The following is an 11,663-nucleotide window of genomic DNA, read 5'->3' on the forward strand; positions in this document are numbered from 1 at the left end:
GCCCAGTACGAGGCACTACACGCAATGACCCACCCGGTCACCCCAACCCTGGAAACCAGCTAATCCAGTCTCCACCAAACCCGGGGCTTGACACCTAGGTCCCTCACGCAGCGACCTGCTGACGGTAACCCTTTTGGCCCAGTTGCGCTTGGTTTGTGCTGGTCAACGGCTGGGTTGCGTGTGATCGGGTCGGAGTTTGGCTGCCACGCCGTGCACAACGGACTGGTAGTACGCGGGCCGGTGGGACGCTGTACGAAGGAGGTGCACCTGGACGGCGGTCTGGCCACGTGCATCCGGTTCGGGTATCGATGAACATGCGCGCCGTCTCGCAGGCGCCAGGGTGCTCGCCGACTTCAACGAGAACGTGGTCGAGCTGGTGGAGACCTACACGATCCTCGAGCGGCGGCATGGACGCGACGACGCGCTCTTCAACTTGATGGAGCCGCTGAGCCAGAAGTCGAAGAGCTGGCTGATCACAGACCTCGCGTTAGCGGCGTCGGGTGTGCACGATCCCCGGAACCTGACATTCCCGACCGCTGCGGATCTCCTCGACGAAGCGTCCGGCGACAACTCGAATTCGGACCCGAAACACATGGTTTTCCGGCGATGGCGTCCGTCCGTTCGGAGCCCAACGTCGTGGAGCCGGCGTGCCCGCGTGCAACAGATGTTCGGCGCGAAGGTCGCTGATTCCCTACGGCTGCACCACGAAACCGCGCACGGCGACCTGCACTGGAACGACGTGCTCGCGCCTGGCTTCGTTCTCCCGGACTGGGAGAGATGTGGGGCCTCGGTCCGGTCGGCACCGACGCCGCCCCCTCTACCTCCACTCGCTCGTGTCGCCGGAAACCGCCGCGCGCGTCCAGGACACGTTTGCCGAGGTACTCAGCGGCGGCGGCCCGGCGGCGGCCGACTGTCCCGAGAACCAAGGACTTCTTGCCCTGAACCTGCTGCCTGCAGCCGAGCACACTCGACGATGAACCCACTGTTCCGGAGACTACCGGGATCAACGATGACCGAGTTGCGCCCCTTGACCGCACAGGAATGCATCGACCTGCTGTCGACCCAGCCGGTGGGCAGGCTGGTGTTTTCCGAGAACGCGTTGCCCGCCATCCGGCCGGTCAACTTCCACGTGCACGAGGGAAACATCATCGTCCGGAGCAGCCGAACCGGGTCGATCGCCAACCTCCGCGACGCAGTGGTCGCGTTCGAGGTCGACAGCATCGACCTCACCACCCGCACGGGATGGAGTGTGGTCGTGCTCGGCAAGGCGAATCCGATCACCGAAATCGACGAACTCGTGGCGCTGGCCGAACCCCGCCACCGGCCGTGGCCCGGTGGAGAACGTTCACACTTCCTGCGGATCCCGATAGAAACCATCAACGGGCGAATGTTCCACGTCTCGGACGCTGGCAACAGTCAGCGCTGCGGACTGGGAGGCCAGGAATAGATTCTCTCGTTCGTGCAGGGAACCCCCAGCCCGGCTGCTCGGGAGTTTGTCTACCTGCTTGGCGTTGATGCTGTCGCCTGGTCGGGGGCCATGTCTTTGGCGACCTCGCCGGAGCGGAGTAGCGTCGTCCATTGTGGCTCACCGCGATGGCGGGAGGTGCTCGTGAAGCAGGAAACGTCGGCCTGGGAATTGGACCGGGCGAGCACTGAGCTGGTGGAGTTGGTCCGTTTGGCGCGCGACGCGATGAGTCGAGCGACCGAGGCCATGGTAGCTCCGGATGCTTCGCTGGGCGACAGTCTGAGCACCGCTTACCGGGCGGTCGATGCGCTGCGGCGTGAGGTTGACAGCCATGCGACTGACACCCTGGCGGTCCGTCGCCGGTCGGCCGAGTCGAAGCTGTTGCCCGCGACCATTGCGGCGGTCCACATCAACGCCGAGGCCGAGGACATGGGGCAGCTGGCCAGGGAGGTCGCCGACATCGCCCGGACCCGGCGTTCGTGGGCATCCGTCCCCGAGGCGCTGCTGGAGGCACTGCGCGAGGTAAGCGGGATCTGCCTCCGTATGACTGTCGGGGCAGCCGATGCCGTGGAGTCGCGCGGGGCTGCCGGGATCGCGGAGCTAGCCGGGTTCAACGTGTCCGCGGACCGCGCGCAGCGGTCGCTGTACCGGGGTCTGCTGTCTGAGGGTGGCTCGATCGAAGCGGATGCGGCAGTCGATCTCACCCTGGTGGCGCGCTGCTACGAACGCTTCGCCTGGCATGCCATGGCGGTCGCTCGTCGCGCAGTGCTGCTCGACGTGGACACAGCGACGACGTGAGTTTCACGGCAGCCCGGCGATCGCGATCTCGGCGAGGATCCGCTGCCACACCGCGCTGTTGAGGACGTGCCGGTCATGAGTTACCACGATGGTGGATTGGAGGGGATCACTCAGGTCGATGGTGAGTACCCCGTCGCGGACCAGGTGTTCGAGCAGGTCCGCGACGATCGTCGCGTAGTCCTCCGATCCGGCGTGTGCCGGTCGGATGCTGCTGAAGGTCGGGGGAAGCAGGTCTAGCGCGATCGCGGTGAGTCCCTGATCGGCCCAATCGCGGATCCGGAGCGGGATACGCAGCGGCTGCATGAGGCAGAGCAGTGCGTGCCCGCGGCGGAACCGGTGCCCGAACGGGTTAACCGGGAGCCGCACGCCGGCAAGCATGGTGGCGGTATCGAACAAGTCCTGACGCGGTACGAGGCGCGCGCCCATCGCGGTATAGCTGTCGTCCGGGATTCCGGTCCGTCTCCCGGCGCCGCTCTCGATCAGGACGTCCAAGCCTAGCCCGCGGATTCGTCTCACGATCGCGGGCACGAGTGCGACGCGCCGTTCGCCAGGGGTGTCCTCGGTGTAGACACCGATCGTCTGGGCTGTCACTTCGGATCACCTCGCTCGCCGGTCGCTGTTGACAACTCGAAAGGCGTGAGTCACCGGCTGTCAGCGCGGCACGCGCGGGCGTGTCCGCCACCGCTGACGATTGTAGGCTCGGCGGGAGGGGCCAGGTGACCGGTGAAGGGAGCCGGCGTGGCGAATGCGGAGTGGCAGTTCTGGGTCGACCGGGGCGGCACGTTCACCGACATCGTGGCGCGACGGCCGGACGGGCAGCTGCTGACGCACAAATTGCTGTCGATGAACCCGGCGCGCTATCGCGACGCGGCGGTGGCCGGGATCAAGGTGCTGCTGGGGGTGAGCGCGGATGCGCCGGTGCCGGTCGAGCGGGTCGAGACGGTGCGGATGGGCACTACGGTGGCGACGAACGCGCTGCTGGAACGCAAGGGCGAGCGGACGCTGCTGGTGATCACACGGGGATTCGCCGACGCGCTGCGCATCGCATACCAGAATCGTCCCAGGATCTTCGACCGGCACATCGTGCTGCCGGAGATGCTGTACGAGCGCGTCGTCGAGGTCGACGAACGAATCGCCGCCGACGGCACGGTGCTGTGCGCGCCCGATCTCGACCAGCTGGGCCACCTGCTGCGGCAGGCGTACGCCGACGGGATTCACGCCGTCGCGGTGGTGTGCCTGCACAGCCACTTGTATCCGGCCCATGAACAGGAGATTGGCAGCCTGGCCGAACAGATCGGCTTTCCCCAGATCTCGCTGTCGTCCGAGGTCAGTCCGCTGATGAAGCTGGTGCCACGCGGAGACACCGCGGTGGTGGACACTTACTTGTCCCCGGTGTTGCGTCGCTACGTCGACCAGGTGGCCGCTCAGATGCGCGGCGTCCGGTTGATGTTCATGCAGTCGAACGGGGGGCTGGCCGAGGCCGGGCATTTCCGTGGCAAGGACGCGATCCTGTCCGGCCCGGCAGGGGGCATCGTCGGCATGGTGCGGATGTCGGCGCTGGCGGGATTCGACCATGTGATCGGCTTCGACATGGGCGGTACATCGACCGACGTGTCGCACTACGCCGGCGAGTACGAGCGGGTGTTCACCACTCAGGTCGCCGGGGTCCGGCTGCGCGCCCCGATGCTGGACATCCACACCGTAGCCGCCGGTGGCGGGTCGATCCTGCACTTCGACGGCAGCCGCTATCGCGTCGGCCCGGACTCGGCCGGCGCGGACCCTGGCCCGGCCTCCTATCGTGGCGGCGGACCGTTGACCATCACCGACGCCAACGTCATGCTCGGCCGAGTACAGCCCGCCCACTTCCCAGCCGTGTTCGGCCCCGACGGGGACCAGCCGCTGGACAGCGAGGTTGTGCGGCGCCGCTTCACCGAACTGGCCGGCGAGGTACGGGCACAGACGGGTGACGAGCGCTCACCGGAAGAGGTCGCCGAGGGTTTCCTGCGGATCGCGGTGTCGAACATGTCGAACGCGGTCAAGAAGATCTCCGTCCAAAAGGGACACGATGTGACCCGGTACGTGCTGACCACTTTCGGTGGTGCGGGCGGGCAGCACGCGTGCGCGGTGGCAGATGCACTCGGTATCCGCACGGTGCTTGTGCCGCCGATGGCCGGCGTGCTCTCCGCGCTCGGGATCGGGCTGGCCGACACTACCGCGATGCGGGAACAGTCCGTCGAGATCAGGCTCGACGCCGCGGCTCTGCCGAAGCTGGCGCAGGTCGCCGACACCCTCGAGGAGGCCGCGCGTTTCGAGCTGCTCGACGAGGGCATCCCGACTGAGCAGATCCGAGTGGTCCGTCGAGTGCAGGTGCGCTACGACGGCACCGACACCGCGGTGCCGGTAGAACTGGCCGAACTCGACACCATGGTCACCGATTTCGAGACCAGTCACCGAGCGACGTATTCGTTTCTGATGGACCGTCCGCTGATCGCCGAAGCGATGTCCGTCGAGGCCACCGGACTGACCGAACAACCGGATCTGTCCCATCTGGGCGAGCAGACACCCGACACCGCCGATCCGGGCGACACCGCCTCCCTCTGCGCCCAGGGAAGCTGGCGTGAGGTGCCGTTACGGCAACGGGAGCGGATGCGCCCCGGCGATATTCTGACCGGGCCGGCGATCATTGCCGAGGCCAACGCCACCACCGTGGTCGACGACGGCTGGCAGGCGACGATGACGAGGTCCGGACACCTGATCGCCGAGCGGGTGGCAGCGCCGGATGAGACCGACGCGGCGACTGCGTCGGATCCGGTGCTGTTGGAGATCTTCAACAACCTCTTCATGTCGATCGCCGAACAGATGGGCACCCGGCTGGAAGCCACGGCCCAGTCGGTGAACATCCGCGAGCGGCTGGACTTCTCGTGTGCGCTGTTCGACGCGGACGGCAACCTCGTCGCCAACGCGCCGCACATTCCCGTCCATCTGGGCTCGATGGGGACCAGCGTCAAGGAAGTGGTCAGCCGACGCGCCGGGAAGATGAAACCTGGCGACGTGTACGCGGTAAACGACCCTTACCACGGCGGTACGCACCTGCCGGACATCACCGTCATCACCCCTGTCTTTGACGCCGTGGGCAAGCACATCCTGTTCTTCGTCGCCTCCCGCGGGCACCATGCCGAAATCGGCGGTATCACACCTGGCTCCATGCCGGCCCACAGCCGCGCGGTCGACGAAGAAGGCGTGCTGTTCGACAATTGGCTGCTCGCCGAAAACGGCCGGTTCCGCGAGAGTGAAACGCTGCGCCTCCTGACCGACGCGCCTTACCCGTCTCGCAGTCCGGAGACGAACCTCGCTGATCTGCGTGCCCAGATCGCCGCCAACCAGAAAGGTGTCGACGAGGTCGGCAAGATGATCGACCACTTCGGACTCGATGTCGTCCAGGCCTACATGCGGCACGTTCAGGACAACGCCGAGGACGCTGTCCGCCGCGTGATCGACACGCTCGGCGACGGTCAATACCGGTACCGCATGGACTCCGGCGCGATCATCGCCGTGCGGGTCACAGCGGACCGCGCGAGTCGCAGTGCGACCATCGACTTCACCGGTACCTCGCCCCAGCTGGACACGAATTTCAACGCACCGTCCTCAGTCGCCAACGCCGCGGTGCTCTACGTGTTCCGGACCCTGGTCGCCGACGACATCCCGCTCAACGACGGCTGCATGCGCCCCTTGCAGGTCATCATCCCCGAGGGCTCGATGCTCGCGCCCACCTATCCCGCGGCTGTCGTCGCCGGCAACGTCGAAACTTCTCAGGCGATCACCGGTGCGTTGTTGGCCGCTCTGCGTGTGCAGGCCGAGGGCTCGGGGACGATGAACAACGTTACCTTCGGCAACGAACGTCACCAATACTACGAGACCCTAGCGTCCGGCTCCGGTGCCGGGGACGGGTTCGACGGTGCGTCCGCGGTGCAGACGCACATGACGAACTCCCGGCTCACCGACCCCGAGGTACTCGAATGGCGCTTCCCCGTCGTATTGCGGGAATTCGCCATCCGCCGCGGCAGCGGCGGGGGCGGACGATGGCACGGAGGCGACGGCGCTACCCGCCGCCTCGAGTTCACCGAAGCCGTGACCGTGAGCACCTTGTCCGGCCACCGCAAGGTTGCGCCCTACGGTATGGCCGGCGGATCCCCCGGAGCGCTAGGTCGCAACCACGTGCGGCACGCCGACGGCACCGTCACCGAACTCGCGGGAGCCGATTCGGCTCAGATCCGCCCTGGTGACGTGTTGATCGTCGAAACGCCGGGCGGTGGTGGCTACGGCGCACCGCAGTCATCATGATAGTCCGCAGTTGATTGCCAGTGGGCGTGGGTAGATCGCCGGGAAGTTCGGCCGCGCCACCAAGCAGCCACAGGGTGATGCGTCGATCGCCGAGGGAGGGCGCCGACGGTGATTCGGTTTGGTTCGACTGCGGTGCGGGTGGGCTACTCAGGCATCGCCGAGGGGCGGTGTACGTCGTTCCGGGTAGTCGGCCGGACTCGCCCATCGGAGTGCGCACCCCCAGCGGTGCTCCGGCGGCCACGGCGGGTGCCGTCGGTTCTCGTGGCCGGGGCGGAGCGGCCGTTTCCAATGACAGGCGGAACCGGTCGGCTGGACGGGCGAACAGCTCTGTCGATGAAGGAACCGACGATGGATCCTGGGGGCGGGGATCGTCGGAACCGCTGCTGTGGTCCTGTTCCTGCTGGGCATGTCGACCAGGATCGGCAAGCAGTTCGGGAAAGGTGTTAAGTTCCGGCCCGGCCGCGTGACCGGTGTCCGCGAGCCCGGGTTGCGGTTCGTCATCCCGGTGCTTGACGTGCTCCGCAAAGCCTCGCTGAGCATCGTCACCATGCCGATCCAGTCGCGGGGCATCATCCTGGCCCTGCTTCACCAGTATCGAGGCGGTTCGCGTGCGGAAGGCCCGCAGCGACGAATTCGGGGTGCAGAATGACAAGCCTGTCCACCGACCTGGTTGTCGGAGTCGACGGATCCGAGGCGCCAATCACGGCGCTGATTGGGCCGCGCGGATGGCGGGGGAGTGCCACGGCAGTCTCCGGCTCGTGTACGCCGTCGACGAGGTCCCGGTGGCCTACCCGCATGCTGTGGCGATGTACGCCGACGTGGGGCGGCTCACCCGTGAGCGCGGGCGCGGCGTGCTCCAGCAGGCGCAGGAGGCGGCGGTTGAAGTGGCTCCGGGGTTGACCGTGAAAGTCGTGTTCCGGCCGGAGCGTCCGGCGGTGGCGTTGCGCGACGAATCCGCTTACGCCGGCCTGCTGATCCTCGGTACGCCCGGACTTCGTCGTCTGGGCCGGATCCTGCTGGGATCGGTGTCGGTCGCACTCGCGGCGCAGGGCGAGTGCCCGGTCGCGTTCGTTCGGCCGCACGCCGGCGACGACGCGCCGCCGGTTGACGAACCGGTGGTGGTCGGCGTTGACGCCACGCCGGTTGATGAGTAGGCGATCGTTCTCGCTTTCGAGGAGGCATCGTGTCGCTGGGCTCCGCTCGTCGCGGTGCACTGCTAGCGGGAAGCGTTCTTGTCCCGCGGTGTTTGACGAAGGAGGCTGGACCCTGGACACGCAGGCGATCGAGGAACACAAGCGAGACCTGCTGGCCCGGCGACTGGCCGGCCTGCAGGAGAAGTACCCGGACATCGAAGTCACCCGCGTGGTGGCAACGGGACGGCCATCGAAGGGCTTGCTCGACTACCCCGACCGCGCACAGCTGGTGGTCGTACTCGGCCGGGGCCGGAGCAGGGCAGCGGGTTCGGCACTCGGCTCGACTAGCCAGGGCCTGATCTCCTACGCGCTCTGCCCGGTCGTCGTCGCGCGTGGAACGCCTCTCCGCTGACAGCGACGTTCGCAGCCGGGGCGGCATTCGGCCCGGCGAGTCCCGGATGCGCGCGTTCAGCGGCGGCGAACAGACGTCGGCCGGGCCGGGGTCCCGAACTCGAGCTCGCCGCGGAGGGTCGCCGGCAGAAGCGTGAACACGTGCTCGAGCTGGCCTGGGGAGCAGAGTGAGTCCAGCGCCGCCGAAACCGCGCTTGCGGCCGCCGGGACGTCGTTCGGACTGATAGTCGCTCCTTCGGCGAACAAGACAGTGAACGTGCCGGCGCCGTAGCGCACGGGGACTCTGCTCGGTTTCCAGCCGTCGAAGTAGACGCCGCGCAGCAGCTCGGGCAGTTGGGCCGCGAAATGCGCGGCGCTCTGGACCGTGAGCCGGTCGCGGACCAGGTGCAACCACGTTCGCAGCACCCGGTAGACGTAGTCGTGGTCTTCGGTACCCAGCTGCTCGGCGATGGCGGTCAGCCAGCGGCGGGCTGTTTGATAGGCGGGTGCGAGCGGATCGGACTGTGTCGTCATCGGTTTTCCTTTCGAGGTCGGGAGTTCTGCGCATTCGTCACTGGGCGGCGGGTGCAAGAGTGCCGACGGGTCATTCGCCGGGGCGCACGAACCGGCTCGGGTCACCGGCGGCCCGCGCTCCGCTGTCCAGCCATTTCGCGAACCCGTGCCGGTTGCGCCGCTCCAGTTCGTCCAGGTAGGCCTGCCAGGCGGAGACGACGATGGGCCGCCCGCGCTCGTCACCTGCGTGTTGCAGCTGCACGAAGCTCCGCCGCCACGCCAGGCAGAGCTCGTCGAGCGAGAGGGCGCTGACCGGCATCGGGCGGGGCGCGCCTGTGTGCGACGCCGATGTCGTCTGTCGGCTCCGGCTGCCTCGCTGCGGCGCTCCGAAGACAGTTCGCCATCCGGACCAGGCTCCCGCGAACAGCAGAACAGCGGTCATCGTGAAAGCCGGTCCCGGACCGGCGATCACTGCGATCGTGGCGGCGAAGACACCCACGACCATCAGGCCCAGCGCCGCCATCGCTGCGCGCCGGGACGCGTGGTGGAGGCCGAACGCACGTTCCACCCAACGCACCCCGTCTGCGCACAGCCAGACGAGCGAGGCCAGTGCCAGTGCCGTCGAGGCTACGGCGATGACCGCCGCGGCCGGCACCACCACAACACCGAGCGCGCACACCAGACCCGTGAAGCAGATCTTCGACCACCAAGCGACGCAAGCGAACACGGCACACCTCGGAAATCTGTTGGGTCTCCTGGGGATCGGGAAGGCGAAGCCGGTTCCTCACGGGCAGTCCTGGGCGTCCGCGAGCGGGGCGTCTCCTTGCAGGTACTCCGCAATGTTCACGTCCAGCTTGCGTTGGCCGGGGAATCCGCGGATAGGGTCCTATGTCTTTTCGCCCGGGTCTTACGTCAGTGTCGCGAGCGTTCACCGTGCCGGGCCCTTGGTCCTCGGCACCAGTGTCCACCGGCCGTTTCCCCGGCTGGAGGGAACCGCTGTCCTTGAGTCGGCAACTGCGCCTCGACGGAAGTACGGCAATGGCAGAAGTCAAGGATCGGCTGGTGGTGGGTCTCGACGGATCGGATGCCGCCGACGCCGCTCTGGCGTGGTGCCTCGCGTTCGCCGATCACACCGGCGCCGACGTTCAAGCCGTGACGGCGTGGGTGTACGACCCGATGCTCGACGACGAGTCGGTGAACGGGAACGCGGCTTCGGCGAGGGAAGAACACCTGCGGCAACTCGAGGAGTACGTGGACTCGGCTTGCGCGGGCCGGCCAGGCATGGAGGCGCGGTGCGTGGCTGCCGAGGGCGATCCCGCCGATGTGCTCGTGGAGTGCTCGTGTGACGCGATGTTGCTGGTCATCGGCAGCCACGGCTGGGGAAAGTGGCGCGGCCTGCTGGCCGGCTCCGTGAGAGGTTCCTGTCTACGGCACGCGCCCTGTCCGGTGGTGGTGATCCCTCCGCAGGCGCGGTTGCCGGGCAGTGCGGTGGGGCGCCTGCCGGCCGGAACCGCTCACCAGGCCTCTGAGGACGGACGATGAGCGTCACTGCCGAGCGCCTCCTGGTCACCCGACGAGGAGAGCCGTTGCTGCGCCTGCGGGGCATTAGCAAGTGGTTCGGCGCGGTGGTCGATCTCGATGTTCCAGCCGGGCAAGTCACCGGGCTCGTCGGGGACAACGGGGCGGGGAAGTCGGTGCTGATCAGTTGCATCGCGGGGATTCACTCGCTGGACAGCAGTGAGTTCCGGTGGCAGCGACGACCGGTGCGTCGGCCGCGAACTCGTACGCCACGGCCTGTTGGACGAAGACACGATGCAGCTCTCGGCGCGCAAGACGCTCGCCGAGCTCGGTGTGACGACGGTGCCTTCGGTGCACCAGCCCATCGGCCTGCCGGCCGACTGCGGACCGGCGGTGATCGCGATCTCTCGCAACATGGACGAGGTCACGCACGTCACGGACCGGGTCGCGGTCTTGTACGGGGCCGGCTGGCGGTGGCACACCCAGCCGGCGACGTCGACAAGGAGACACTCATCGAGCTGATGACCACAGGCCGGTCCCCCCGGATCGAGCCACGACGAACGGAGTAACGCCATGAACCTCTGGATCATCACCGGGATCGCGGCGGCGGTCCTGCTTCTGCTGGTCCTGTCGATCAGGATCGTCAAGCAGTACGAGAAGGGGGTGCAGTTTCGGCTCGGGCGAGTGATCGGTGTACGCGAGCCAGGATTGCGGCTCATCATCCCCGTGGTCGACGTGCTGCGCCGGGTGTCACTGCGGATCGTCACCATGCCGATTCAGTCGCAGGGCATCATCACTCGGGACAACGTGAGCGTGGACGTCTCGGCGGTCGCGTACTTCCGCGTGGTCGACGCGGTGAAGTCGGTCGTGGCGATCGAGAACGTGCACGCGGCGATCAATCAGATCGCGCAGACGACCCTGCGGAAGGTGATCGGGCAGCACACACTCGACGAAACCCCGTCGGAAACGGACGCGATCAACTCCGACATCCGGCGGATCCTCGATGACACCACCACGGAGTGGGGTGTCGACGTGACGCTGGTGGAGCTGAGGGACATCCAGCTGCCGGAAGCGATGAAGCGTGCGATGGCCAAGGAGGCCGAAGCCGAGCGGGAGAAGCGCGGGAAGATCATCAACGCCGAGGGTGAGGCGCTGGCGGCGACGAAGCTCGGCGAGGCGTCGGACACGATGATGGCGCACCCGCTTTCGCTGCAGCTGCGCAACTTGCAGAGTTTGGTCGAGATCGCGGTCGATCACAACAGCACGGTCGTGTTTCCGGCGCCGTTGATGAGCACCATCGGCGAGCTCGGGTCGTTCCTCGCGCACGAGGCGGCCGCGGCCAAGCCGCCCATGCCGCAGGCTGTCGAACCAAATGGAAAACCCGCCGTCCCCGTGGGTCCCTGAACCCACCAGTCCGGAAAGGACTTCCCAATCGTGATGTCAAGCGGTTGCGGTGACGGGAGGTGAAGCGTGGTAGCACTTCCCGTCGCGGATCATCGCCCACA

General features: G+C 67.2%; 12 protein-coding genes and 1 pseudogene. 10 read left to right on the plus strand and 3 right to left on the minus strand.

The window, feature by feature from the left end:
- Positions 1–1,009: 1,009 nt before the first annotated feature.
- Both ACWEOE_RS41760 and ACWEOE_RS41765 read left to right on the plus strand, forming a co-directional pair.
- Positions 1,010–1,447 carry a pyridoxamine 5'-phosphate oxidase family protein gene (locus ACWEOE_RS41760; RefSeq protein WP_452019336.1) on the plus strand — a complete coding sequence of 146 codons (438 nt, stop codon included), beginning with the start codon at positions 1,010–1,012 and terminating at the stop codon, positions 1,445–1,447.
- A 162-nt stretch (positions 1,448–1,609) separates the two neighbouring features.
- Positions 1,610–2,263, plus strand: coding sequence for a phosphate signaling complex PhoU family protein (locus ACWEOE_RS41765; protein WP_452019338.1), 654 nt, complete (start codon positions 1,610–1,612; stop codon positions 2,261–2,263).
- 3 nt (positions 2,264–2,266) lie between these two features.
- Here ACWEOE_RS41765 and ACWEOE_RS41770 read toward each other — a convergent pair whose 3' ends face one another.
- Positions 2,267–2,854, minus strand: coding sequence for a hypothetical protein (locus ACWEOE_RS41770; protein WP_452019340.1), 588 nt, complete (start codon positions 2,852–2,854; stop codon positions 2,267–2,269).
- Positions 2,855–3,001: 147 nt separating this feature from the next.
- Between ACWEOE_RS41770 and ACWEOE_RS41775 the strand changes: the two genes are divergently transcribed.
- The 4 genes from ACWEOE_RS41775 to ACWEOE_RS41790 all read left to right on the plus strand — a co-directional run bounded on the left by ACWEOE_RS41775 (position 3,002) and on the right by ACWEOE_RS41790 (position 8,149).
- Entirely contained in the window at positions 3,002–6,604 is a 3,603-nt protein-coding gene (locus tag ACWEOE_RS41775; RefSeq protein WP_452019342.1) for a hydantoinase B/oxoprolinase family protein, read from the plus strand.
- Positions 6,605–6,989: 385 nt separating this feature from the next.
- Positions 6,990–7,253 carry a hypothetical protein gene (locus ACWEOE_RS41780; RefSeq protein ID WP_452019344.1) on the plus strand — a complete coding sequence of 88 codons (264 nt, stop codon included), beginning with the start codon at positions 6,990–6,992 and terminating at the stop codon, positions 7,251–7,253.
- 109 nt (positions 7,254–7,362) lie between these two features.
- Entirely contained in the window at positions 7,363–7,758 is a 396-nt protein-coding gene (locus ACWEOE_RS41785; protein ID WP_452019356.1) for a universal stress protein, read from the plus strand.
- A gap of 88 nt (positions 7,759–7,846) precedes the next feature.
- Positions 7,847–8,149: a universal stress protein gene (locus ACWEOE_RS41790; RefSeq protein ID WP_452019346.1), complete on the plus strand. Its 303-nt coding sequence runs from the start codon at positions 7,847–7,849 to the stop codon at positions 8,147–8,149.
- Positions 8,150–8,205: 56 nt separating this feature from the next.
- On the opposite strand, the gene ACWEOE_RS41795 is transcribed toward ACWEOE_RS41790, so the two are convergent.
- Together ACWEOE_RS41795 and ACWEOE_RS41800 are read right to left on the minus strand one after the other, a co-directional pair.
- Positions 8,206–8,661, minus strand: a complete 456-nt coding sequence (locus ACWEOE_RS41795) for a DUF2267 domain-containing protein (protein WP_452019348.1) — start codon at positions 8,659–8,661, stop codon at positions 8,206–8,208.
- A 70-nt stretch (positions 8,662–8,731) separates the two neighbouring features.
- On the minus strand, positions 8,732–9,319 hold the full coding sequence (locus tag ACWEOE_RS41800; RefSeq protein WP_452019350.1) for a hypothetical protein: 588 nt from the start codon (positions 9,317–9,319) through the stop codon (positions 8,732–8,734).
- A 359-nt stretch (positions 9,320–9,678) separates the two neighbouring features.
- On the opposite strand from ACWEOE_RS41800, the gene ACWEOE_RS41805 reads away from it, so the two are divergent.
- From ACWEOE_RS41805 to ACWEOE_RS41820, 4 genes and pseudogenes are all read left to right on the plus strand, one after another.
- On the plus strand, positions 9,679–10,182 hold the full coding sequence (locus tag ACWEOE_RS41805; protein WP_452019352.1) for a universal stress protein: 504 nt from the start codon (positions 9,679–9,681) through the stop codon (positions 10,180–10,182).
- Positions 10,179–10,412, plus strand: a pseudogene (locus ACWEOE_RS41810) (ATP-binding cassette domain-containing protein); the annotation flags it as partial. The gene ACWEOE_RS41805 and the pseudogene ACWEOE_RS41810, both read left to right, overlap by 4 nt.
- Positions 10,413–10,437: 25 nt before the next feature.
- Positions 10,438–10,680 (plus strand): hypothetical protein, encoded by a 243-nt coding sequence (locus tag ACWEOE_RS41815; protein ID WP_452019358.1) that lies wholly within the window; start codon positions 10,438–10,440, stop codon positions 10,678–10,680.
- A 51-nt stretch (positions 10,681–10,731) separates the two neighbouring features.
- Positions 10,732–11,562: a slipin family protein gene (locus ACWEOE_RS41820; RefSeq protein WP_452019354.1), complete on the plus strand. Its 831-nt coding sequence runs from the start codon at positions 10,732–10,734 to the stop codon at positions 11,560–11,562.
- The last annotated feature ends 101 nt before the right edge of the window (positions 11,563–11,663 follow it).

The sequence above is a fragment of the Amycolatopsis sp. NPDC004368 genome (assembly GCF_053602515.1).